The organism is Massilia suwonensis (assembly GCF_042655665.1).
Classification (GTDB): domain Bacteria; phylum Pseudomonadota; class Gammaproteobacteria; order Burkholderiales; family Burkholderiaceae_D; genus Telluria; species Telluria suwonensis.
The window spans coordinates 1-23,203 of the sequence record NZ_JBHSMR010000011.1; the positions used below are offsets into that span (position 1 = coordinate 1).

Here is a 23,203-nt window from a genome sequence, read left to right on the forward strand (position 1 = left end):
GTCAACGTGACCGATGGTGCCGACGTTGACGTGCGGCTTGGTCCGTTCGAATTTACCTTTTGCCATTTTGATCTTCCTTTAAAAGAACGATTTATTTAGTTTTGTTTTTATCCTGCCGACAGCCTGGAGGCCGCCGGCAGGACGTACTGCTAATTTTTATTACTTCGACTTAGCGGTGACGATTGCGTCGATCACGTGCTTAGGCGCTTCGGAGTAGTGCTTGAATTCCATCGTGTAGGTTGCACGGCCCTGGGTCGCCGAACGCAGCGAGGTCGAGTAACCAAACATTTCCGACAGCGGAACTTCGGCCTTGATGATCTTGCCGCCGCCGCCCGGGATTTCGTCCATGCCCTGCACCATGCCGCGGCGGGACGACAGGTCGCCCATCACGGAACCGGCGTAGTCTTCCGGCGTTTCCACTTCCACGGCCATCATCGGCTCGAGGATGACCGGCGATGCTTTACGGCAGCCGTCCTTGAATGCCATCGAACCGGCCATACGGAACGCGTTCTCGTTCGAGTCGACGTCGTGGTACGAACCGAAGGTCACGGTGACTTTCACGTCAACGACCGGGTAGCCAGCCAGCACGCCCGAGGTCAGGGTCTCGCGCACACCTTTTTCGACCGCAGGGATGTATTCGCGAGGAATGACACCGCCCTTGATGGCGTCGACGAACTCGAAGCCCTTGCCTGGTTCTTGCGGCTCGATCGACAGGACTGCGTGACCGTACTGACCACGACCACCCGACTGCTTGACGAACTTACCTTCGACGTCGGTGACTGCCTTGCGGATCGTTTCGCGGTATGCAACCTGTGGCTTGCCGACGGTTGCTTCCACGTTGAATTCGCGCTTCATGCGGTCAACGATAATTTCCAGGTGCAGCTCGCCCATACCACCGATGATGGTCTGGCCCGATTCTTCGTCGGTACGCACGCGGAACGAAGGATCTTCCTGTGCCAGGCGGTTCAGGGCCAGGCCCATCTTTTCCTGGTCGGCCTTGGTCTTCGGCTCGACAGCCTGCTGAATGACCGGCTCAGGGAAGACCATCTTTTCCAGGATGATCGGTGCCGAAGGATCGCACAGGGTTTCGCCCGTGGTCGCTTCTTTCAGGCCGACCGCAGCGGCGATGTCGCCTGCACGGACTTCCTTGATTTCTTCGCGCTGGTTCGCGTGCATCTGCAGAATACGGCCGACGCGTTCCTTCTTGCCCTTGATCGGGTTGTAGACGGTGTCGCCCGAATTGATGACGCCCGAGTACACGCGGAAGAAGATCAGCTGGCCGACGAACGGGTCGGTCATGATCTTGAATGCCAGCGCAGCGAACTTCTCGCTGTCGTCGGCCTTACGGGTGACCGGCTGGTCGTCTTCGTCGGTACCGCCGACCGGTGGGATGTCCACTGGCGATGGCAGGTATTCGATGACCGCATCCAGCATTGCCTGAACGCCCTTGTTCTTGAAGGCGGTGCCGCACATCATCGGGACGATTTCGCCGGCGATGGTACGGTCGCGCAGGGCCTTCTTGATGTCGGCTTCCGACAGCTCGCCCTCTTCCAGGTACTTGTTCATCAGGTCTTCCGACGCTTCCGCGGCGGTTTCGACCAGCTTCTCGCGCCATTCGTTGGCTTGATCGACCAGCTCGGCCGGCACGTCGACGTAGTCGAACTTCATGCCCTGCGACGCGTCATCCCACAGGATGGCCTTCATCTTGACGAGGTCGACCACGCCCTTGAAGTTGTCTTCGGCGCCGATCGGGATCTGCAGAGGAATCGGGTTGGCCTTCAGGCGGGCGCGCATCTGCTCGTACACCTTGAAGAAGTTCGCACCGGTACGGTCCATCTTGTTGACGAATGCCAGACGCGGGACTTTGTACTTGTTAGCCTGACGCCACACGGTTTCCGACTGTGGCTGCACGCCGCCGACTGCGCAGTAAACCATGCAGGCGCCGTCCAGGACGCGCATCGAACGTTCCACCTCGATGGTGAAGTCGACGTGGCCCGGGGTATCGATGATGTTGAAGCGGTGCGGCTCGAAGTTGTTGGCCATACCCTTCCAGAAGCAGGTCGTCGCTGCCGAGGTAATGGTAATGCCGCGTTCCTGCTCCTGCTCCATCCAGTCCATGGTGGCGGCGCCGTCGTGCACTTCACCGATCTTGTGGTTCACACCCGTGTAGAACAGGATGCGCTCGGTCGTCGTCGTCTTACCGGCGTCGATGTGAGCGGAGATACCGATGTTGCGGTAGCGCTCAATGGGGGTAGTGCGTGCCATAATTTTTCCTAAATCTTTGAATGGACAAAACCGGGCAACATTTTGAGAAACAAAACGCGCCCGGCCTGAACAACAGATACTGCTAAGTGCTTAGAAGCGGAAGTGCGAGAACGCCTTGTTCGCTTCAGCCATACGGTGCACTTCGTCACGACGCTTCATTGCGCCACCGCGCATTTCAGCCGCTTCCATCAGTTCACCGCCGAGGCGTTGTGGCATGGATTTTTCGCTGCGCTTGTTTGCGGCTTCGCGCAACCAACGCATGGACAGCGCCATACGACGGACCGGACGAACTTCCACTGGCACCTGGTAGTTGGCGCCGCCGACACGGCGGGATTTCACCTCGACCAGTGGCTTGCAGTTGTTGATCGCGGCCGCGAACACTTCCAGCGGGTCCTTGCCCGATTTCGACTGGATATGTTCAAACGCACCGTAGATGATGTTTTCAGCGACCGACTTCTTGCCGGACAGCATCAGAACGTTGACGAACTTGGCGACATCGGTGTTGCCGAATTTTGGATCCGGCAGGATCTCGCGCTTGGGTACTTCACGACGACGTGGCATTTCAATTCCTTCCTATCTTCAGTTGAGTGCTGATTCAGCACTCGCGAAAGACCCTCATGGTCTTTCACTTACTCGGCCTTCCGGCCGGCTCAACTTAACTTTTAAATGTGACCTCGATATGACGAGACCGCAGGATTACTTCTTGGCGCCGGCCTTGGCACGCTTCGCACCGTACTTCGAGCGAGCTTGCTTACGGTCTTTCACGCCCTGGGTATCCAGTGCGCCGCGGACCATGTGGTAACGCACACCTGGCAAGTCTTTCACACGACCGCCGCGCAGCAGCACGACCGAGTGTTCCTGCAGGTTGTGGCCTTCACCGCCGATGTACGAAATGACTTCGAAACCGTTGGTCAGACGCACTTTGGCGACTTTACGCAGTGCCGAGTTAGGCTTCTTAGGCGTGGTGGTGTACACACGGGTGCACACGCCGCGCTTTTGCGGGCAGTTTTCAAGTGCCGGCGACTTGCTCTTCACAACCGCGGCAACGCGCGGCTTGCGAATCAGTTGATTGATGGTTGGCATCGTTCCTAATCCAACAAAGTACTACAGTTGATGACCCGGACATCACGGCCCGGGGACTGAAACCTAGTCTCGAGAGTCCCACACCGCAGGCGCCGAAAGCCACTCACCGAAGGAGCGGCTGCGAATGCGTATACGATGTGCAGAATAAATCGAGAACTCGCGAGTATAGACTTCTCGCAAACCGCGGTCAACCGATTTGCTGATTTAACGGGCAGGACCGGGGCCGAAGCCGCAGATGGCTGTGGTAGTCCTGACACAATTAGCAAGACCCCAGCACACGCGCCCGATAGCATTTCCGCCAATAAAGGCCGGATAATACCGGTCCCTGCCCTCCTCTTGCGTCCGATGCGAATCCTGCTGCGCCCCGCCAACCTGGTCCTCGTGCTCACTTACCTGGTGTTGTCGCTGGTGCCCTTCTTCCCGCTGACGCTGGGCCTGCCGGTGGCGCGTCCCGCCCAGCTGGCCGGCATGGCCGTCATTGCCTGGATCGGCGCCTGGGCCCTGTTCAAACGCCCGGCATACTTTCACTGGCTGCTGCTGCCGGCCTTCGTCGCGCTGCCGGCCGAGCTGTACCTGTATCTCTACTATGGCCAGGGCATCTCGACGCACCACCTGGGCATCATGGCCGAAACCAGCCCGGTCGAGGCGCAGGAATACCTGGGCGCGCGCGTCTGGCTGCTGCTCGGAGTGGTCGCAGGCGTCATCGTCTGGTGGGCCGCCACCTACCGCGCCGCGCTCGCCACGCGCGACCTCGACTGGAACGACCGCTCGCGCCCGCTGGTGCTGGGCGTGCTGGCGGTGGCCGTCGCGCTGTTCGCCTACGATCAAAAGACGGGTCCGGCCAGCGCCAGCGCCTCTGCCCTGCCGCGCCTGCCGTCCTGGGCGGCGCCGCCGTTCGAAATCAAAGCCTTCGCCCAGTCCTGGCCCTTCGGCGTGGTGGCGCGCGGGCTCGATTTCTACAAGGAGCGCGTGTATCTGGCCGACCTGCACCGGCGCAGCGCCGCCTTCCGCTTCCACGCGCGCCAGGCCGACCCGGCGCACGCACCGGACGTGGTCGTGATGGTGCTGGGCGAATCGGCGCGCTACGACCGCTGGAGCCTGAACGGCTACGAACGCCCGACCAATCCCTTGTTGGCGCAGGAAGCGAACCTGGTGCCGCTGCAGGATTTGATTACGTCGGTGTCGGCCACGCGCCTCTCGGTTCCCGTCATCATTTCGCGCAAGCCCGCGATGCAGAGTTTAAAAGACGGGTTCACCGAAAAATCCTTCGTTACCGCCTTCAAGGAAGCGGGCTATAAAACCTGGTGGCTGTCGAACCAGATCTCGTTCGGCAAGTTCGACACCCCGGTCTCCGTGTTCGCCAAGGAGGCGGACGAAGTCGAATTCCTGAACCTGGGCGGTTTCCGGGACAATTCGAACTACGACGAGGTGCTGCTCGGTCCCGTCGGGCGCGCGCTGCTCGACCCGGCGCCGAAAAAGCTGATCGTGTTGCACACGCTGGGCAGCCACTGGAACTACGCGCAGCGCTATCCAGCCCGCTTCGACCAGTGGCAGCCCTCGCTGCGCGGCGTGAACAAGCCCGTCGTCACCGACCGCGCCATCGCGCCGCGGCTCAACAACAGCTACGACAATTCGATCCTGTACACGGACTGGTTCCTGTCCCGGCTGATCGGTACGCTCAAGACGTCCGACAAGGCCGCGGCGCTGATGTACGTGGCCGACCACGGCCAAACCCTGTACGACGGCGCCTGCCGCCAGGTCTTCCACGGCCATAACAATCAGTACGAATTCCACGTACCCGCCTTCGCCTGGTATTCGGATGCGTACGAGAGCCGCTTTCCGGACAAGGTCGTCCAGTTGCGCAAGCACCGGGCGGCGCGCCTCTCGACCGAAAACGTGTTCCACACCCTGGTCGACCTGGGAGATATCCGCTATCCCGGAGAAAGCCTCGATCGCAGCATCGTCAGCAGCCTGTTGAAGCCCCACAAGCGCTATGTCGACAGCTACGGCTGGACCGATTACGACAACGCCCGCATGCGCGGCGACTGCCGCGAGGTGATCGACAAGGGCACGCCCTTGCCGCGCAAATAAAGCTGTTTCCGGCAGGTTTGCCGGCTCAGGTGTGACCTCATCAATACCGTTTGTCGATCTTTTTTACATACCGCCTATCCTGCGCCAGCATTGGCGCGCCGCTGTATTGACGCCTCATAGCAGGCTCATGCAATTGGCATATTTTATGCGTCGCGTTTTCCCGCTACACAAAGCGGCCGCCATCGATGCGGACTCAGCGCATTAGTTGCGGCTACCTCTTCAAAACAGTACTGCCTGGCCCAGGACGGGACCGGCAGATTGGGGGAACATGATGTCAACGACATGCGCTGAAAGAATGGCAGGACGAAGGGTGCTGACACTGGCCACATCGGCACTGCTTACGATGGCCGCGCCCTTTGCGGCGGCCGATTCGATTCCGGTCCAGATGCTCGATCCGAACCTGCAGGTGACGACCTTCATCGGTGTGGGGGCGGGCCTGGTGCAGCCGATCGGGATCGCCTTCATCGGGCAGAACGACGCCTTCATCCTGGAGAAAGCGAGCGGCCAGATCAAGCGGGCGATCGACGGCGTGATCCAGCCCACGCCCGTGCTCGACCTCGCGGTCAATTCCGCATCCGAGCGCGGCCTGCTGAGCGTTGCGCTGCATCCGAACTTCCCGGCGACGCCCTTGGTCTACGTGCGCTGGACCGAGAGTTCGACCGGGGCCGATACGGCCGTTATCAGCGAAGTGCCGCTGCTGGGCAACCGGGTCGACCGCTTCATCTGGAACGGCAGCACGCTGACCATGGATCCGAATTTCACAACTTTGCGATTGCGCGCCCGCCAGACCGACAACGTTCCGGTCCCTAACCACCCGGGCACCGCCAACCCGGGCGAGAACGGCAACCATAACGGCGGTCCGATGCGCTTCGGCCCCGACGGCAAGCTGTACGTCTTCACGGGCGACCTGGGCCGCCGCAGCCGCATGCAGAACCTGCCGAACGGCCCCTTCCTCACCGCGCCCCTGGTCGACGACACCTTCGGCGGGCCGGCGCCCGACAGCGCCCACCTGTCCGGCGTCGTCATGCGCCTGAACGACGACGGCACAACGCCGGCCAGCAATCCCTTCTTCGGCGCCGGCGCGGCCATCGGCGGCGAGGTCGGCACGGGCATCCAGAAGGTGTTCAGCTACGGCCACCGCAACGGCTTCGGCATGGCCTTCGACCCGCGCGGCGGCTTCCTGTGGCTGACCGAAAACGCCGACGACGCCTTCAGTGAACTGAACCGGGTGATTCCCGGCATGAACGGCGGCTGGATCCAGATGATGGGACCGCAAAGCCGCATGGCCCAGTTCAAGCAGATCGAGACGACGGAATTCGGCAGCGCGCTGCAGCAGAGGCGCTTCCCACCCACTCGTCTCGCCTACACGGCCAGCCTCGCGCGCTCGCGCATGTACATGCTGCCCGGCGCGACCTATGTCGACCCGCAGTTCAGCTGGCGCTACGAGGTCGGGCCTTCGGGCACCGCCTTCATCCGCGACAATTCGCTGGGCGCCGAATACGCCGGCACCTTGTGGATCGGTTCCTCGCGTCCCTTCGCCCCGACCGGCCCCACCGGCGGCAGCCTGTACCGGCTGCGCCTGACGTCCGACCGGCTGTCGGTGGACACCAGCGCCGATGCGCGCCTGGCCGACAAGGTGGCCGACAACCTGACCAAGTTCGATCCGACCGAAAGCGAGTCGCTCTTGATCGGGCGCGGCTTCGGCGTCACCCCATCCATCGAGCAGGGACCGGATGGCAACCTGTACGTCGTCTCGATCACCGACGGCGTCGTCTACCGCATCAGCCGCGCAACGGCCACCCTCAGGAGGAAATGATGAGCACATCGTTCAAGAAACTGACCGCGGGCGCGGCCGCCGTGTTTGCGCTGATCGCCCTGCCGCTGCACGCCGAACCGATCCTGAATGGCGACTTCGAGGGCGGCATGAGCAACTGGACCGTCGTCAACCAGGTCGGCAGCGACGGCGGCTTCATGCTGCAGTCGGGCAGCAGCAGTCCGGTGACCGGCACGGCTGTTCCTTCTCCGACGGGCAGCAATGCCGCGATGACCGACGCCGAGGGACCGGGCAGCCACCTGCTCTACCAGGACTTCATGCAGACCACGGCGGTCGGGTCGGCGCGGCTGAGCTTCGACCTGTTCATCGGCAACCGGGCCGAGGCCTTCTCGGTGCCCGATCCGCTCTCGCTCGACTTCGCGACCCCGGCGCTGAACCAGCAGGCGCGCGTCGACCTGCTGCTGGGCGGCAGCGATCCGTTCAGCCTGGCGGCGCAGGACGTGCTGCTGAACCTGTTCGCCACGCTGCCGGGCGACCCGCTGGTGTCGGGCTACAACCACATCGAGGTCGACATCACGGCCCTGCTCAACGCTAACCTCAACCAGAGCCTGCGCCTGCGCTTCGCCGAGGTCGACAACGTCAACCTGTTCCAGTTCGGCGTGGACAACGTGCTGCTCACCATCGGCGATGCGAACGAGGTGCCGGAACCGGCGTCGATGCTGTTGCTGCTGGGTGGACTGGCCGCGGCCGGGCTGTCCAGGCGGCGTAGCCAGCGGCGTTGACAAAAAGCCCGGGGCGGCACGCGCCGTCCCGGGCTTTTTCTCTGTCTTCATCTGCTTAGGCCGACAGCTTCTGCATCTCCGCGTACAGGTCGGCCTTGCCCTCGAAACCGATGCCCGGCAGGTCCGGCATGGTAATGAACCCATTCTCGACCTTGACGCCGTCCGGGAAGCCGCCGAAAGGCTGGAACAGGTCGGGGTAGGACTCGTTGCCGCCCAGGCCCAGGCCGGCCGCGATGTTCAGCGACATCTGGTGGCCGCCGTGCGGGATGCAGCGGCTCGGGGACCAGCCATGTTCGCGCAGCATGTCGAGGGTGCGCAGGTATTCGACCAGGCCGTACGAGAGCGCGCAGTCGAACTGGAGCCAGTCGCGGTCGGCGCGCATGCCGCCGTAGCGGATCAGGTTGCGCGCGTCCTGCATCGAGAACAGGTTCTCGCCGGTCGCCATCGGATTTTTATAGTAGTTGCGCAGCGTGGCCTGCAGCTCGTAGTCGAGCGGGTCGCCGGCTTCCTCGTACCAGAACAGGTCGTACTGCGACAGCGCCTTGGCATAGGCAATCGCGGTATCGAGATCGAAGCGGCCGTTGGCGTCCACCGCCAGCTTCTGGCCGTCCTGCAGCACCGACAGGATGCTGTCGATGCGGCGCAGGTCTTCGTCGAGCGAGGCGCCGCCGATCTTCTTCTTGACCACCGTGTAGCCGCGGTCGATGTAGCTGCGCATCTCGTCCTTCAGCTTGCCGTGGTCCTGGCCCGGATAGTAGTAACCGCCGGCGGCATATACGAACACCTTGCGCTCCGGCGTACCGTTGCCGTAGCGGTCGGCCAGCAGCTGGAACAGGGGTTTGCCTTCGATCTTGGCCACCGCATCCCAGACCGCCATGTCGATGGTGCCGATCGCCACCGAGCGCTCGCCGTGGCCGCCCGGCTTCTCGTTAGTGAACATGCAGTTCCAGATTTTATGCGGGTCGAGGTTGGTGCCGGTATCGTCCACCAGCGAGCCTGGGTCCGCCTCCAGGATGCGCGGGATGAAACGTTCGCGCATCAGCTTGCCCTGGCCGTAGCGGCCGTTGGAATTGAAGCCGTAGCCGACCACCTGCTTGCCATCGCGGATCACGTCGGTGATCACGGCGACCAGGCTCAGCGTCATCTTGCTGAAGTCGATGTAGGCGTTGCGGATCGGCGAGCTGATGGGCAGCGTCTGTTCCCGGATTTCTACGATTCTCATGGCGGACTCCCTTGTGCGAAAACCGTAGCTTAAGCGCTGGCGACAGGCCTATAATTTCCCTCAATTTAATTATGAATTGAGCCCAAGTGAATACTGAGCCGACCTCGGACATGCGCTTCTTCGTACTGGTTGCCCGCCACGGCAGCCTGGCCGCCGCGGCGCGCGCACTGGACCTGACGCCGCCGGCTGCGACCAAGCGGCTGGCGGCGCTGGAAAGCCGCCTGGGAGTGCGCCTGCTGAACCGCACCACGCGCAGCGTCAGCCTCACCAGCGAGGGCGAGACCTATCTGCGTCACGCGACGCGCATCCTGGCCGAGATCACGGAAATGGAAGACGAGGTGGCGCAGGGACGCGGCACCCCGCGCGGGCTGCTGCGCGTGAACGCGACGCTCGGCTTCGGACGCACCACGATCGCGCCGCTGGTCTCAAGCTTCGCCCAGCGCTACCCGGAGATCGAGGTGCAGGTAGAGGTGACCGACCGTCCGGTCGACCTGGTCGAAAGCGGCTTCGATCTCGCCATCCGCTTCGGCGCCTTGCCCGACAAGAGATTGAATGCGCGGCGCATCATGTCGAACCGGCGCTTCCTCTGTGCCTCGCCGGCCTACCTGGCGCGCCACGGCACGCCGCAGACGCTCGCGGATCTCGCCAGCCACCGCTGCATCATCCACCGCCAGAACGACGAGGCCTACGGCATCTGGCGCTTCACGCAGGGCGACGCCAGCGAGGTCGTCAAGGTGCACGGCATGGTGTCCAGTAACGACGGCGACATCGTGCTCGGCTGGGCCCTGGACGGCCATGGCATTTTGATCCGCTCGGAATGGGACCTGGCCCGCTACCTCGACAGCGGCCGGCTGAAGATCGTGCTGCCCGAATTCTCCCTGCCCGACGCCGACCTGTTCGTCTACTATCCGAGCCAGCGCAACCAGACGCTGCGCGCGCGCGCCTTCATCGACTTCCTGGTCGAGCACTTCCAGGCGCCACCAGACCGGCCGGGCCGCGCTACGAAGGCCCGGCCAGGCTGAGCCACCGTTTCTCAGGCCTTGCGCTTGCGGCTGACGCCGAAGGCTGCGGCGCCCAGGCCCAGCAGCATTAGGGTTGCCGGTTCCGGAACGTCGTTCTGGACCGGGCGTGCGATGACATTACCGGCCAGGTTCAGCGTCAGGCCATAGCCCGAATACAGCGTGTTCGCCGCGTAGGTCGACGGCGCCAGGTCTGCCAGCGTCAGCTGGTAGGTGGTGCTGAAGCTGCCCAGCTGGCTGGCCAGGAAGGAAGCCTTGAAGCCCTGGCTGCCGCCGGCGGCGATGTTGTTGTAGGTGTCCAGGTTGGTCGAGAACATGCCGTTGCCGCTGCCCGTTTCGCTGACATTGGTCAGCTGCAGGCCGACACGCGCGCCTTTACCGTTAAAGATCGAGAAGAGCTGGTCGGCCGCGCTATCGCCCAGGTAGACCGAGCCGAAGTCCAGGTTCAGGGTCAGTGCCGAGCTGCCGTCTTCGAAGGACTGCGCCGCGTGCAGCAGGTACTCGTAGGTTGCGCTCAGCGTGCCGGTCCAGTCGAGCGTCGAGGTGGTGGTAGCGCTGGCAAAGGTGTTATTGGTCGTCCGGGCCGCTACGGTTGCCTGGGTGTTCACGGCGAAACTGGTGCCCGCGCCGACATATTGGTCCAGCGCGCCAGCCGTCAGCGTACCGTCGACGGTCGTCTTTCCAGGCGCCGTGCTGGCAGAGCAACCCACGTCGCGCTTCCCGTCGCAGGTAAGGGGCTGGGCGGTGGTGGTCCATGTCGCCGGCGCCGAGGCGCCAGGCAAGCTTATCTGGAGTGAACCGGTACCCGTGCCCGCCGCATCCTTCTTGCCGCTGTTTCCAGCAACGCCCGGCGCCGCTAAGGTGGTCGACTGTTTGTACTGAGACGCTACATTCACCTTCACGCCAGTCAGAACGCCGGTACTGGCGTCGAATTTGGCAATATTCGTCGATGTGGATTTCGATGTCGTATTAGCAGTGGCTGAGCTTGTCCCGGTAGTGGTGTTTGACGCAAAGGCTTGAGGAACGGTGAAATCGGCTGTAGCGGTGGTCGTCGAATTAACGACGGCTGCCGATGCAAACATCGGCAGCGACAACATGACGCCAAAAGCCGCGATCAGGGCGGGACGCAGAACATTGTTTGACATAGTTTGCTTTCAGTAGGTTTGGACGTGTCCGTATGCGTTTCGGACTTTTCTGTTACCCATGCTGAGTTAGCAAAAATTATGCCAAATTCATAAGCATCTGATCCTAAAAGAAATAAATTTTCCGATTGTAAATACAAAATCCAGATGTAAAGTTTCTCGACACTAATTTTTGTTGCGAATTTGATCTTGAATGTAAAATCGGAGAAACAATTGGCAGGCCGGAGGTTCTCTCCGGCCTGAAAGCACGCATTCAGCAGGCGGCAAGCTTCACACGCTCGACTTCGAGTCCGAACAGCGGACGCAGGCGCGTACCGAAGACGTTGCCGGCAAACGCGGCAATCAACCACAGCCAGCCGTGCAGGCTGCCCGAGACGATGCCGCTGAAGTAGGCGCCGATGTTGCAGCCATAGGCCAGGCGTGCGCCGAAGCCCAGCATCAGGCCGCCGACCATGGCCGCGACCAGGGAACGCAGCGGCAGCTTCCACACCGGTGCGTAGCGGCCGGCCAGGGCAGCGGCGGCCATCGCGCCGAGCACGATGCCGATGTCCATCATCGAGGTCACGTCCTGCGTTACCGGCGCGGCCAGCGCGGCGGCGTTCGCCTTGGTCGACCAGTAGGCCCAGCTCGGGGTATCGATGCCGATCAGCGCCGCGCCCTTGGCGCCCCACAGGGCAAAGGCCGAGGTCACGCCCCAGGGCCGGCCCGACAGCGCCAGCGTCGCGAAATTCAGCAGCACCAGCGCCAGCGCGCCCGCCACCAGCGGCCAGGGACCATGCAGCCAGGTCGCGCGGCCGGTCGATTTCACCGGCGAGACGACAATGCGGCCGTGACGGCGCTTCTCGACCACGACAGTGATAAAGGCGATCAGCGCGAACACGGCCCAGTTGAGCAGCAGCGCCGGCCCGGTCCCCAGGGTTTTCACCAGCGAGATCGGCGCCAGCTGCGGCAGCGAGGTCCAGAACGGCATGTAGGCGGTGCCGATCAGGGAACCGACGATGAAGAAGAACAGCGTGACCAGCATGCGCGTGCTGCCGCCGCCCACCGTGTACAGCGTGCCGGAAGCGCAGCCGCCGCCCAGCTGCATGCCGATGCCGAAGATGAAGGCGCCGACGATCACCGAGGTGCCGGCCGGAGAGACCAGGCCCGTGACCGGATTGCCGAACAGGGTGCCGCTGGCGAGCGCCGGGAAGAACAGCGCCACGCCGACGGCCAGCATCAGCATCTGCGCGCGCAGGCCGGCGCCGCGGCCGTCGGCGATGAAGACGCGCCAGGCCGAGGTAAAACCGAAGGCGGCGTGATACAGGGCCATGCCGAGCAGCGAGCCGACCACGAACAGGGAAGCCAGCTTGGCGCTGACGTTCTGCCCGAGGTACCAGGTGCCGAGCAGGATCAGCAGCAGGGCGACGCCGAGCGGCTTCAGGTTGATGTCCGCGCGCGGCGGAACGGAAAGCGTAGTGGAGGTAGACATTGTCGAGAAATAACAGTCGAAAATGGAATCCCGCATTGTCTCGCGTTTCGCTTATTTCTGCAGAGGGCGCTTCGGTTTGGCGTGCTGGCGCCTGTCACAGATTTGAACCGTTATCCCTTGTTCAATGTACGTTCTCCAACATACTGCCGGGCGCCGCTCTGGCACGATCGACCGACACTCACAGGACCGAATCGACTGGAAAGGATACCCAATGAAACGCGCGTTCGCAGCCTCCCTGCTGGCCATGGCGGTAAGCGGTGCCTATGCCCAGCAGGGCGATGGTACCCAGGTCTCCCTCGACAACAACATCTTCAAGCCGAACAAGCTCGATGCGACGCCGGAGCGCATGCGCGGCATCAAGGCCCCTGGCGGCTTCACGGTCACGCCCTTCGCCACCGGCCTCAAAAACGCGCGCATCATCGCGGTGGCGCCGAACGGCGACGTCTACGTGTCGCGGCGCGACCAGGGCGACGTGCTGCTGCTACGCGACGCCAACGGCGACGGCCGCGCCGACGGTCCCGCCGTCACGGTGGCGAACCGCGCCGGCGCCCACGGCCTGGCGATCCGCGACAACAAGCTGTACCTGATCACGGTGAAGGAAGTCTTCGCCGCCGACATCAAGCCGGACGGCCGCCTGGGAGAACTCAAAATGCTGATCGGCGACCTGCCCGACTCGGGCCAGCACCCGAACCGCACGATCGCCTTCGGCCCCGACGACATGCTGTACATCAGCGTCGGCAGCACCTGCAACACCTGTAACGAAAGCAATCCGGAAAACGCGACCATCCTGCGCGCCTCGAAGGACGGCAAGAAGCGCAACATCTTCGCCAGCGGCCTGCGCAACACCATCGGCTTCGCCTGGCATCCGCAGACCGGAGAACTTTGGGGCCTGGACCATGGCATCGACTTTCTGGGCGATAACCAGCAGCAGGAAGAACTGAACAAGATCGAGCACGGCAAGATGTACGGCTGGCCGCACGTGTACGGCGCCAACGAGATCTACCCGCAAAGCACGCCGGTGGGCGAACTCACCAAGCAGCAGTGGCGCGAGCGCTCCACGCCGATGGTGCTGGGCTACACGGCGCACGCGGCGCCGATGCAGCTCGTGTTCGCGAACCAGAGCGCCTTCCCGGCCGAGTACCGCGGCGATGCGTTCGCCACCATGCGCGGTTCCTGGAACCGCAACCCGGCTTCCGGCTACGAGATCGTGCGCGTGCGCTTCGAGAATGGCCAGCCGAAGGGCATCGAGCCTTTTGTGATGGGCTTCCTGACCGATGGCGGCAAGACGCATATCGCCCGCCCTGTCGGTCTCGCTTTTACCAAGGACGGCGCCATGCTGATGGCGGACGACGGTAATGGCGTCATCTACCGCATCGCCTATACCGGTAGCGGCAGCGCACCCGCGGGCGCCGCCGCGACGCCGCCGGCCGGTCCGATGAAGGAGCAGGCGAACAAGGGCAACGGCGTACCGCTGGCAAATAAACGGCCGGAGACGCAGACTTCCGGCTCGGTGTCGGTGAGCTCGTCCAGCTTCAAGCACGACGGCATGCTGGACCAGAAGTACAGCGAGTACGCGGACGGCGTCTCGCCGGCGCTGTCGTGGAAGGCGGTGCCGAATGCGAAGTCCTGGGCCATCGTCATGGAAGACCCGGACTCGAAACCGTTCACGCCGACCGTGCACTGGCTGGCCTGGAATATCCCGGGCAGCATTACCAGCGTGCCGGAAGGCGTGCAGGAGCAGCCGCGCCTGTCCGATCCGGACGGCGTGCTGCAAGGTCGGAATACGCACGGTTCGATGGGGTATTACGGGCCGAAACCGCCGGTGGGGGAGCCGGCGCATCATTACCACTTCCAGGTGTATGCGCTCGATACGATGCTCGATGTGCCCTTCGGGTCGGATCGCGATACCCTGCTCAAGGCGATGCAGGGGCATGTGATCGGCAAGGGGGAGATCGTCGGGAAGTATGGGCAGAAGCAGAAGCCGCAGAAGTGAGGTTCGTGGTGTGTTGAATTCGGTGGGCACGGGGCGCCCACCCTACGCCTCCGGATCCGTATAACCAGTGCCCACCGGGCGGACACGCCCGTGTCCGCGTACGTACGGACGCATCCGTTCGGACACGCCGGACACCCGTCCGTCCGCGTGTCCACCCAATCGAATCAAACACTTAGCTGTTGGCACGGATCGTGCAATAACGACCAGCATTCACGTCGTTATCGAAACCACCATGATCCGCGATACATCCCATCAAGACACCGTCGTCGCTCCGCTGCCGGGCCAGAAGAACAAGCGCCGCGCCCTGCTGGCCGGCGGCGCGATCGCCCTGGTCGCCGCCGCCTTCTTCCTGCTGCAGGGCTGGCGCGACAGCGAACACGCCGTCAGCGCCAGCCGCCTGCGCATCGCCGAAGTCGGCCGCGGCACCCTGGTGCGCGACGCCTCCGTCAACGGCCGCGTCGTCGCCGCCGTCAGCCCGACCCTGTTCTCCACGGCGCCTGCCACCGTCAATCTGAAGGTCGCCGCCGGCGACACCGTCAAGAAGGGCGACGTCCTCGCCGTGCTCGAGTCGCCCGACCTGACCGACGCCCTGAAACGCGAACAGTCGACCTACGAGCAGCTGAAAGCGGAAGTCGCGCGCCAGCAGATCCTGTCGCGCAAACAAAAACTGCTGGCCCAGCGCGAAGCGGACGTGGCCGAGATCGACCGCCTGTCCGCCCAGCGCACCCTGGAACGCTACGAATCCGTGGCCCAGGTCGGCGTCATCGCCAAGATCGACTACCAAAAGGCGAAGGATGCGCTGAACTCGGCCGGCATCCGCGCCAAGCACGCGGCGCAGGCGGCCAACCTGGAAGGCGACGACGTGGCCCTCGCCATCCGCACCAAGACCAACGAAATGGAACGCGCCCGCCTGTCGATGGCGAACGCCCAGCGCCGCGTCGACGAGCTGACCGTGCGCGCGCCCGTCGATGGTTTCATCGGCACCCTGAACGTGCAGAACCGGATGGTGGTGGCGGCGAACGCGCCGCTGATGACGCTGGTGGACCTGTCGCGCCTGGAAGTCGAACTCGAAGTGCCCGAAACCTACGTGTCCGACATGGGCCTCGGCATGTCGGCCGAAATCACCCTGCCGTCCGGCACCGCCACCGGCAAGCTGGTCGCCCTGTCGCCGGAAGTGGTCAAGAACCAGGTGCTGGCGCGCGTGCGCTTCGATGGCGAACAGCCGAAGGGCCTGCGCCAGAGCCAGCGCGTCACGGCGCGCCTGCTGATCGAGGAAAAGCCGAACGTCCTCATGCTGCCGCGCGGTCCCTTCGTGGAAAGCGAAGGCGGACGCTTCGCCTACGTGGTCCAGGACGGCATCGCCGTGCGCACGCCGATCCAGCTGGGCGCCACCAGCATCTCCGCCGTCGAAATCGTCAAGGGCCTGAAACCGGGCGACAAGGTCGTTGTCGCCGGCACCGATACCTTCGAGAACGCCAGCCGCGTCTCCATCAACTGAACTGAATAAAAACCCCTCCTGAAAGGACATCCCATGCTGCGCATGACCAACCTCTCCAAGGTGTACCGCACCCACATGATCGAAACCCACGCGCTGCGCGGCTTCGAGATCCAGGTGAACCAGGGCGAATTCGTGACCGTCACCGGCCCCTCCGGCTCCGGTAAAACCAGCTTCCTGAACATCGCCGGCCTGCTGGAAGAATTCACCAGCGGAGAGTACGTGCTCGACGGCGTCAACGTGAAGGGCATGAACGACGACGCCCGCTCGCGCCTGCGCAACGAGAAGATCGGCTTCATCTTCCAGGGTTTTAATTTGATCCCGGACCTGAGCCTGTACGACAACGTCGACGTCCCGCTGCGCTACCGCGGCTACAACGCGGCCGAGCGCAAGGAGCGCATCGAGGACGCGCTGGCGAAAGTCGGCCTGGCTTCGCGCATGAAGCACTACCCGGCCGAACTCTCGGGCGGCCAGCAGCAGCGCGTGGCAATCGCGCGCGCACTGGCCGGCTCGCCGAAACTGCTGCTGGCGGACGAACCGACCGGTAACCTCGATACGCAGATGGCGCGCGGCGTGATGGAGCTGCTGGAAGAGATCAACGCGGCCGGCACCACGATCCTGATGGTCACCCACGATCCGGAACTGGCCGTGCGCACCCACCGCAACGTGCACATCATCGACGGCCAGGTCTCGGACCTGGTGCGCAAGGGCCCGACGCTGGCCGCCAACGCCGGCGCCACCGTCGCCTGAGGAGCATCCATGTTCAGCTACTACTTCAAGCTCGGCGTGCGCAGCCTGCGCCGCAATCCCGCGCTGACGGCGCTGATGGTGCTCACATTGGCCATCGGCGTGGCCGCCAGCGTCTCGACGCTGACGATTTTGCACATGATGTCGGGCGACCCGATCCCGCAAAAGAGCGAGCGCCTGTTCGTGCCGATCTTCGACGTGGCGCCGGTCGACAACTACAACCCGGCCGAAAAACTGCGCGAGAACCAGGTCACCTACCCGGACGTGATGAACCTGCTGAAAAGCGGCCAGGGCGTACGGCGCACCGGCCTGTACGGCATTTCGGCGCCGATCGAACCGCCGCGCAAGGACCTGCCGGCCTTCTCGGCACAGGGCGTGGCGCCGACGCGCGACTTCTTCGCCATGTTCGAGGTGCCCTTCGTCCGCGGCCAGGCCTGGAGCGCCCAGGACGACGAACGCGGCGCCGACGTCATCGTGCTGAGCCGCGCGATCGCCGAAAAACTGTTCGGCGAAGCCAACCCGGTCGGCCAGCGCATCAACGTGATGGGCTTCCCGTTCACGATCGTCGGCGTCACCGACAAGTGGGAGCCGAAACCGCGCTACTACAAGCTGGTCGGCGGCGAGCAGTTCGGCGACGGCGAGGAATTCTTCATCCCGCTCGGCAGCGCCATCCGCCACGAGACCACCCACAACGGCGGCATGAACTGCTCCGAGCGCTCCGATCCTGGATTCGAGGGCAAGCTGCGTTCGAACTGCACCTGGCTGCAATTCTGGTTCGAGACCGAGTCCGCCGGCGACCGCGCCCAGCTGCAGAGCTACATCGACAGTTACGCCGCCGAGCAGCGCAAACTCGGCCGCATGAAGCGCGCCGCGCCGAACCGCCTGTTCAACGTGACCGAATGGATGCAGGAGCGCGAAGTGGTGGACAAGGACACCAGGCTGTCGGCCTGGCTGGCTTTCGGCTTCCTGCTGCTGTGCCTCGTGAACACGATCGGCCTGCTGCTGGCGAAATTTTCGGTGCGCGCCGCCGAAGTCGGCATCCGCCGCGCGCTGGGCGCCTCGCGCCGCGAGATCTTCCGCCAGTTCCTGATCGAGAGCGCGGTGGTCGGCCTGGCCGGCGGCGTGCTTGGTCTCGTGCTCGCCTTCGGCGCCCTGGCCCTGATCGGCATGCAGAGCAGCGAAGTGGCATCGCTCGCCCACATGGACCTGACGATGCTCGCCTTTACCTTTGCGCTGTCGGTGCTGGCCGCCGTGCTGGCCGGGCTGCTGCCGACCTGGCGCGCCTGCCAGGTGACGCCGGCCATCCAGCTCAAGTCACAATAAGCCCAATAAGAGAGACCCATCATGGAAATCCGTCCTATCCTGTCCGCGCTCCTGCGCAACAAGACCGGTGCGATCCTGGTCGCGCTGCAGGTGGCGCTCAGCCTCGCCATCCTCGCCAACGCGCTGCACATCGTCAGCGAACGGCGCCACGTCTCGAGCCGCCCGACCGGCGTGGCCGACGAACACGCCGTCTTCTCGATCGATGTCCGCAACCTGATGTCGGGCGGCCCCGAACAAATGCTGGCCACGCAAAAGCGCGAAGCGGAAGTCATCCGCGCCGTGCCCGGCGTGGTGGCGGTCGCCAACGTCAACCAGATCCCGCTGTCGCAATCGGGCTGGAACAACAGCGTGGCCGTCGACCGCAAGCAGGTCGACGAAACGGCGCCCTCCTCGTTCTACTTTTCTCCGGACTCGCTGGTCAAGACCTGGGGCCTGAAGCTGGTCGAAGGGCGCGACTTCCTGCCCGGCGAGTACGTGGACGTCAACACCAACACCAACGACCTTCCGCACCACGTGATCGTCACCAAGGCGCTGGCCGAGAAGATGTGGCCGGGCGTGCCGGCGACCGGCAAGAACATGTACTTCGGTACCGGCGAAGACGCGATCGAAGTGCGCGTGGTAGGCGTGGTCGAACGCCTGCAGACCCAGAACGCCGAGGTCACGCCGCGCGGCGAGTATGCCAGCATCGCGCCGATGCGCAGGTATGGTGATTTTGCGGGCGCGAAGTACACCGTACGCGCCGAGCCGGGCCAGCGCGAGCGCGTGATCCGCGAAGTCGAGGCCGCACTGCGCAAGGCCTCACCGACGCCGATCATCCTGGAATCGACCACGCTCGACCAGCACCGCAAGGAGCGCTACCGCGCCGACATGGCGCTGTCGTGGATGCTGGTGACCGTCAGCGTGCTGCTGCTCCTGATTACCGCCAGCGGCATCGTCGGCATGGCCAGCCTGTGGGTCACCCAGCGCAGGAAACAGATCGGCGTGCGCCGCGCCCTCGGTGCGCGCAAGATGGATATCCTGCGCTACTTCATCACCGAGAACTTCATGATCACCAGCGCCGGCGTGGCGGGTGGTGTGCTGCTCGGGGTCGCCCTGAACCAGCTGCTGGTGACCAAGCTCGAGATGGCGCGCCTGCCGCTGGAGTACCTGGTGTCGGGAGGGGTGATCTTCTGGCTGCTGGGCGTGATCGCGGTGTACGGGCCGGCCTGGCGCGCGGCGAGCATTTCGCCGGCGCTGGCCACCCGCAGCGCTTGATTTGCAATACAGCAATGTTATCCTGACGGCTATGCCTACTGTTCTCATCATTGACGACAATGCCGCCGTCGGGATCGCCCTCGATGTGCTGTTTTCCCTGCACGACATCGCGGCCTTGCACGCGGCTTCGCCCGAGGAGGGGCTGGCCGTCCTGCAGCGCGAGTCCGTCGACCTGGTCATCCAGGACATGAACTTCACCGCCGACACCACCTCCGGCGAGGAGGGCGTGGCCCTGTTCCGGCAGATCCGTTCGCTGTATCCGGACCTGCCCGTGATCCTGCTGACGGCCTGGACCCACCTGGATGCGGCCGTCGACCTGATCAAGGCGGGCGCCGCCGACTACCTGCCGAAACCCTGGAACGACGAGCGTCTGCTGGCGACGGTGACGAACCTGATCGAACTGGGACAAGCCAACCGCGCGCTGGCGCAACGCGTCGGCCGCGAGCGTAGAGAAAGGCGCGAGCTGGAACAGCAGTACGACCTGCGCGGCCTGGTCTGGGCCGACCCGGCCACCGAGCGCGTGCTGCAGCTGGCCTGCCAGGTCGCGCGCGCCGACGTGCCGGTCTTGATCACGGGCCCCAACGGCACTGGTAAAGAACGCATCGCCGAGATCATCCAGGCGAATTCGCAAGTGAAAAATGGCCCCTTCGTGGTGCTGAACTGCGGCGCCCTGCCGTCGGAACTGATCGAGGCCGAGCTGTTCGGCGCCGAAGCCGGCGCCTACACGGGCGCCTCGCGGGCAAGAGAGGGCAAGTTCGAGGCGGCCGACGGCGGCACCCTGTTCCTCGACGAGATCGGCAACCTGCCGCCGGCCGGCCAGATGAAGCTGTTACGCGTGCTGGAAACGGGCCGCTTCGAGCGTCTCGGCTCGAACCGCGAGCGGCAGGTCAAGGTGCGGGTGATCAGCGCGACCAACGCCGACCTGCCGGCCATGATCCGCGCCGGCAGCTTCCGCGAAGACCTGTTCTATCGCCTCAACGTGATCGAGCTGCGCCTGCCGCCGCTGGCCGGCCGTCCGGGCGACATCCTGCCGCTGGCAACCAGTTTTCTGGCGCCGGGCAAGCGCCTCGATCCCGGCGCGGAAAGCGCCCTGCTGGGGCACGCCTGGCCGGGCAACGTGCGCGAACTGAAAAACGTGATGGCGCGCGCCAACCTGCTGGCGCAGGGAGAGCTCATCCGCACGCCGGATCTCGGCCTGCCGGCCGCGGTGACGGCTGCACCGGCAGTCCTCGAGGCCGAGCCGGACCGCGAAGCCATCGCCGCCGCCCTGGCGCGTGCCGGCGGCGTCGTCTCGCAGGCGGCGGCGGAACTCGGCTTGTCGCGCCAGGCCTTGTACCGGCGCATGGAGCGGCTCGGCATCGGTCGCACATAAACCGCGATGCGCCTGTCTCTCGTCACCCGCTTCTCGGCCCTGGTCGGGACCCTGCTCACGGTCGGCATCTTCATCGCCCTCGCGCTCGACCACCTGCTGCCGGGCCGGCCCCTGCTCACCGCCGCCCTGTGCCTGGCCTGCGTGGTCCCGGTCGCGATCATCACGGTGCGCTCGCAGGTGCAGCCGATCCTGTCGCTGTTCCGGGCGCTGGAGGGCACGGTGACGAGCTACCGCGACGGCGACTTTTCCTTCAGCCTGCACTGGCCGCAGAACGACGAGCTGGCCGACCTGATCCACGCCCACAATGCGCTCGGCAACGTGCTGCGCGAGCAGCGGCGCGACCTGGTGCAGCGCGAACTGCTGCTCGACACCATGGTGCAGAACACCCCGGTGGCGATGCTGCTGGTGGCCGACGCGCCGCAGCGTGCCAATACCGTCGTCTACGCCAACCTGGCCGCGCGCCAGCTGCTGGCCGAGGGCAGAAAACTCGAAGGGCACGCGCTTCCCGAGCTGCTTGCACACGCCTCCCCGGCGCTCGCCGAAGCGCTGGCGCGCGGCGGCGACGGCCTGTTCACGGCCGGAGAGGGAGAAGAGGAACAGGTCTACCACCTGGCGCGCAGCAGTTTCAGCCTGAACGGCCGCAAGCACGAACTGCTGCTGCTGCGCCACCTGACGGCGGAATTGCGGCGCCAGGAAGTGCAGACCTGGAAGAAGGTGATCCGCGTGATCAGCCACGAGTTGAACAATTCGCTGGCGCCACTGGCCTCGCTGGCCCATTCGGGCGCGGAACTGGTGCGGCGCGGCCAGACCGAACGCCTGCCGCAAATCCTGGAAACCATCGGCGAACGCACGCGCCACCTCGAGAGTTTCATCCTCGGCTATGCCCGCTTCGCCAAGCTGCCGACGCCACGCCTGGAGCGCTGCGACTGGCCCGGCTTCATCGCGCGCCTGTCCTCGCAGGTCGTGTTCCGCGTGGAGGGCGAGCTGCCGCAGGAACCGGCGCTGCTCGACCAGGCGCAGCTGGAGCAGGCCCTGCTCAACCTCCTGAAGAACGCGCACGAATCGGGCTCCGCGCCCGGGGACGTCGAACTGCAGGTGCGGCGCGCGCAGGACGTGCTGCGCATCGACGTGCTCGACCGCGGCAGCGGCATGAACGAGGCCGTGCTGACCAATGCCCTGGTTCCCTTCTACTCGACCAAGCGCAGCGGCACGGGCCTGGGCCTGGCGCTGGCGCGCGAGATCGCCGAAGCGCACGGCGGACGCATCCTGCTGTCGAACCGCGAGGACGGCGGCCTGGCGGTGACGATGATCCTGCCCGCCCTTACCCCGCATTGACGACGGCGTGCCGTGACGTGGCGGGCGCTCTGGTAAGATCGCCCTTCACTTCCGCACGCAGCCATGTCCGAATACGATCCCCGCTTCAGTCAACCCGGCCATCCGCCGGCCACGATCACCGAATTCGAAGGCGTGCGCTCGCTGCACCTGGGCACCTCGTGGGAGCAAGGGGCGATGCGCCTGGCGCGTCCCGACGCGATCGAACTCGAATACGTGCAGATGATGATGGCCTGGCTGCTGTTCCAGTCGGCGCCGAAGCACATCGTGCAGCTGGGCCTGGGCAGCGCGGCGCTCACTAAATTCTGCTACCGGCGCTTTCCCGAGGCGCGGGTGACGGCGGTCGAACTCAATCCGAACGTGATCGCCATCTGCCGCGCCCTGTTCGAGCTGCCGCCGAACGACGAGCGCCTGCAGGTGCGCGAAATGAACGCGCTCGACTTCGTGCTGGACCGGAACAACCACGGCACGGTCGACGCGCTGCAGGTCGATTTATACGACGAGGAAGCGCGCGGCCCGGTGCTCGACACGCCCGAGTTCTATCAAGGCTGTTTCGACTGCCTGCGCCCGAACGGCATCATGACCGCCAACGTGTTCGGGGAATTCGGCAACTACGACAAGAACCTGGAAGCGATGACCGAGGTCTTCGACGCCGTCGTCTGGCTGCCCGAGGTGCACGACGCGAACATCGTCGTCATCGCCTTCAAAAATGCGCCGCAGATCGACTTCTCGCTGCTGTTCGAGCGCGCGGGCGAAATCAAGCGGCGCCTGAACCTGCCGGCGAAGAAATGGGTCGAGGGGCTGAAGGAGTGGATGCGCGACCAGCAGGGCTGAGCGC

18 protein-coding genes and 1 pseudogene are annotated in these 23,203 nt (G+C 64.5%); 12 read left to right on the forward strand and 7 right to left on the reverse strand.

All coding sequences use genetic code 11. The annotated features are described in order from the left end of the window. From ACFPQ5_RS06635 to rpsL, 4 genes and pseudogenes are all read right to left on the reverse strand, one after another. Positions 1–66: pseudogene (locus ACFPQ5_RS06635) on the reverse strand (GTP-binding protein); the annotation flags it as partial. Positions 67–159: 93 nt separating this feature from the next. Beyond that, a complete protein-coding gene (gene fusA / locus ACFPQ5_RS06640; protein WP_379752576.1) occupies positions 160–2,265 on the reverse strand; it encodes an elongation factor G in 2,106 nt (701 codons plus the stop codon). Between the two features lie 90 nt (positions 2,266–2,355). Then, positions 2,356–2,826 carry a 30S ribosomal protein S7 gene (gene rpsG / locus ACFPQ5_RS06645; RefSeq protein ID WP_136221865.1) on the reverse strand — a complete coding sequence of 157 codons (471 nt, stop codon included), beginning with the start codon at positions 2,824–2,826 and terminating at the stop codon, positions 2,356–2,358. 135 nt (positions 2,827–2,961) lie between these two features. Beyond that, positions 2,962–3,348, reverse strand: coding sequence for a 30S ribosomal protein S12 (gene rpsL, locus ACFPQ5_RS06650; RefSeq protein WP_056336781.1), 387 nt, complete (start codon positions 3,346–3,348; stop codon positions 2,962–2,964). A gap of 345 nt (positions 3,349–3,693) precedes the next feature. Between rpsL and ACFPQ5_RS06655 the strand changes: the two genes are divergently transcribed. The 3 genes from ACFPQ5_RS06655 to ACFPQ5_RS06665 all read left to right on the forward strand — a co-directional run bounded on the left by ACFPQ5_RS06655 (position 3,694) and on the right by ACFPQ5_RS06665 (position 7,995). Then, positions 3,694–5,439: a phosphoethanolamine transferase gene (locus ACFPQ5_RS06655; RefSeq protein ID WP_379752579.1), complete on the forward strand. Its 1,746-nt coding sequence runs from the start codon at positions 3,694–3,696 to the stop codon at positions 5,437–5,439. 343 nt (positions 5,440–5,782) lie between these two features. Further along, positions 5,783–7,255 (forward strand): PQQ-dependent sugar dehydrogenase, encoded by a 1,473-nt coding sequence (locus ACFPQ5_RS06660; protein WP_379752581.1) that lies wholly within the window; start codon positions 5,783–5,785, stop codon positions 7,253–7,255. After that, positions 7,255–7,995 carry a VPLPA-CTERM sorting domain-containing protein gene (locus ACFPQ5_RS06665; RefSeq protein WP_379752583.1) on the forward strand — a complete coding sequence of 247 codons (741 nt, stop codon included), beginning with the start codon at positions 7,255–7,257 and terminating at the stop codon, positions 7,993–7,995. The genes ACFPQ5_RS06660 and ACFPQ5_RS06665 overlap by 1 nt, the downstream gene beginning before the upstream one ends. Positions 7,996–8,050: 55 nt before the next feature. Here the strand turns inward: ACFPQ5_RS06665 and ACFPQ5_RS06670 are convergent, their stop codons facing one another. Further along, positions 8,051–9,217 carry a mandelate racemase/muconate lactonizing enzyme family protein gene (locus tag ACFPQ5_RS06670; RefSeq protein ID WP_379752585.1) on the reverse strand — a complete coding sequence of 389 codons (1,167 nt, stop codon included), beginning with the start codon at positions 9,215–9,217 and terminating at the stop codon, positions 8,051–8,053. 86 nt (positions 9,218–9,303) lie between these two features. Here ACFPQ5_RS06670 and ACFPQ5_RS06675 point away from each other — a divergent pair, with 86 nt between their 5' ends. Continuing rightward, a complete protein-coding gene (locus tag ACFPQ5_RS06675; RefSeq protein ID WP_379752587.1) occupies positions 9,304–10,239 on the forward strand; it encodes a LysR substrate-binding domain-containing protein in 936 nt (311 codons plus the stop codon). Positions 10,240–10,250: 11 nt separating this feature from the next. On the opposite strand, the gene ACFPQ5_RS06680 is transcribed toward ACFPQ5_RS06675, so the two are convergent. Both ACFPQ5_RS06680 and ACFPQ5_RS06685 read right to left on the reverse strand, forming a co-directional pair. Further along, positions 10,251–11,381: a PEP-CTERM sorting domain-containing protein gene (locus ACFPQ5_RS06680; RefSeq protein ID WP_379752589.1), complete on the reverse strand. Its 1,131-nt coding sequence runs from the start codon at positions 11,379–11,381 to the stop codon at positions 10,251–10,253. Between the two features lie 250 nt (positions 11,382–11,631). After that, the gene (locus tag ACFPQ5_RS06685; RefSeq protein WP_379752591.1) at positions 11,632–12,849 is read right to left on the reverse strand and encodes a YeeE/YedE family protein; all 1,218 of its coding nucleotides are present in this window, start codon (positions 12,847–12,849) and stop codon (positions 11,632–11,634) included. Between the two features lie 211 nt (positions 12,850–13,060). On the opposite strand from ACFPQ5_RS06685, the gene ACFPQ5_RS06690 reads away from it, so the two are divergent. From ACFPQ5_RS06690 to ACFPQ5_RS06725, 8 genes are all read left to right on the forward strand, one after another. Continuing rightward, the gene (locus tag ACFPQ5_RS06690; RefSeq protein WP_379752593.1) at positions 13,061–14,842 is read left to right on the forward strand and encodes a YbhB/YbcL family Raf kinase inhibitor-like protein; all 1,782 of its coding nucleotides are present in this window, start codon (positions 13,061–13,063) and stop codon (positions 14,840–14,842) included. A gap of 232 nt (positions 14,843–15,074) precedes the next feature. Beyond that, the gene (locus tag ACFPQ5_RS06695) at positions 15,075–16,340 is read left to right on the forward strand and encodes an efflux RND transporter periplasmic adaptor subunit (protein WP_379752595.1); all 1,266 of its coding nucleotides are present in this window, start codon (positions 15,075–15,077) and stop codon (positions 16,338–16,340) included. A 33-nt stretch (positions 16,341–16,373) separates the two neighbouring features. Beyond that, positions 16,374–17,087 (forward strand): ABC transporter ATP-binding protein, encoded by a 714-nt coding sequence (locus ACFPQ5_RS06700; RefSeq protein WP_379752596.1) that lies wholly within the window; start codon positions 16,374–16,376, stop codon positions 17,085–17,087. A 9-nt stretch (positions 17,088–17,096) separates the two neighbouring features. After that, a complete protein-coding gene (locus tag ACFPQ5_RS06705; protein WP_379752598.1) occupies positions 17,097–18,407 on the forward strand; it encodes an ABC transporter permease in 1,311 nt (436 codons plus the stop codon). A gap of 21 nt (positions 18,408–18,428) precedes the next feature. Next, the gene (locus ACFPQ5_RS06710) at positions 18,429–19,661 is read left to right on the forward strand and encodes an ABC transporter permease (protein ID WP_379752600.1); all 1,233 of its coding nucleotides are present in this window, start codon (positions 18,429–18,431) and stop codon (positions 19,659–19,661) included. A gap of 31 nt (positions 19,662–19,692) precedes the next feature. Then, positions 19,693–21,033 (forward strand): sigma-54-dependent transcriptional regulator, encoded by a 1,341-nt coding sequence (locus tag ACFPQ5_RS06715; protein ID WP_379752602.1) that lies wholly within the window; start codon positions 19,693–19,695, stop codon positions 21,031–21,033. 6 nt (positions 21,034–21,039) lie between these two features. After that, a complete protein-coding gene (locus tag ACFPQ5_RS06720; protein ID WP_379752604.1) occupies positions 21,040–22,368 on the forward strand; it encodes a sensor histidine kinase in 1,329 nt (442 codons plus the stop codon). A 63-nt stretch (positions 22,369–22,431) separates the two neighbouring features. Next, complete coding sequence (locus tag ACFPQ5_RS06725; protein ID WP_379752606.1) at positions 22,432–23,199, forward strand: spermine/spermidine synthase domain-containing protein; 768 nt, start codon at positions 22,432–22,434, stop codon at positions 23,197–23,199. Positions 23,200–23,203 lie beyond the last annotated feature (4 nt).

Bases quoted from the DNA above. Each gene is read 5' to 3' on its own strand.
- fusA (WP_379752576.1), bottom strand. From the start codon at position 2,265: ATGGCACGCACTACCCCCATTGAGCGCTACCGCAACATCGGTATCTCC.
- rpsG (WP_136221865.1), bottom strand. From the start codon at position 2,826: ATGCCACGTCGTCGTGAAGTACCCAAGCGCGAGATCCTGCCGGATCCA.
- rpsL (WP_056336781.1), bottom strand. From the start codon at position 3,348: ATGCCAACCATCAATCAACTGATTCGCAAGCCGCGCGTTGCCGCGGTT.
- ACFPQ5_RS06655 (WP_379752579.1), top strand. From the start codon at position 3,694: ATGCGAATCCTGCTGCGCCCCGCCAACCTGGTCCTCGTGCTCACTTAC.
- ACFPQ5_RS06660 (WP_379752581.1), top strand. From the start codon at position 5,783: ATGGCCGCGCCCTTTGCGGCGGCCGATTCGATTCCGGTCCAGATGCTC.
- ACFPQ5_RS06665 (WP_379752583.1), top strand. From the start codon at position 7,255: ATGAGCACATCGTTCAAGAAACTGACCGCGGGCGCGGCCGCCGTGTTT.
- ACFPQ5_RS06670 (WP_379752585.1), bottom strand. From the start codon at position 9,217: ATGAGAATCGTAGAAATCCGGGAACAGACGCTGCCCATCAGCTCGCCG.
- ACFPQ5_RS06680 (WP_379752589.1), bottom strand. From the start codon at position 11,381: ATGTCAAACAATGTTCTGCGTCCCGCCCTGATCGCGGCTTTTGGCGTC.
- ACFPQ5_RS06685 (WP_379752591.1), bottom strand. From the start codon at position 12,849: ATGTCTACCTCCACTACGCTTTCCGTTCCGCCGCGCGCGGACATCAAC.
- ACFPQ5_RS06690 (WP_379752593.1), top strand. From the start codon at position 13,061: ATGAAACGCGCGTTCGCAGCCTCCCTGCTGGCCATGGCGGTAAGCGGT.
- ACFPQ5_RS06695 (WP_379752595.1), top strand. From the start codon at position 15,075: ATGATCCGCGATACATCCCATCAAGACACCGTCGTCGCTCCGCTGCCG.
- ACFPQ5_RS06700 (WP_379752596.1), top strand. From the start codon at position 16,374: ATGCTGCGCATGACCAACCTCTCCAAGGTGTACCGCACCCACATGATC.
- ACFPQ5_RS06705 (WP_379752598.1), top strand. From the start codon at position 17,097: ATGTTCAGCTACTACTTCAAGCTCGGCGTGCGCAGCCTGCGCCGCAAT.
- ACFPQ5_RS06710 (WP_379752600.1), top strand. From the start codon at position 18,429: ATGGAAATCCGTCCTATCCTGTCCGCGCTCCTGCGCAACAAGACCGGT.
- ACFPQ5_RS06715 (WP_379752602.1), top strand. From the start codon at position 19,693: ATGCCTACTGTTCTCATCATTGACGACAATGCCGCCGTCGGGATCGCC.
- ACFPQ5_RS06720 (WP_379752604.1), top strand. From the start codon at position 21,040: ATGCGCCTGTCTCTCGTCACCCGCTTCTCGGCCCTGGTCGGGACCCTG.
- ACFPQ5_RS06725 (WP_379752606.1), top strand. From the start codon at position 22,432: ATGTCCGAATACGATCCCCGCTTCAGTCAACCCGGCCATCCGCCGGCC.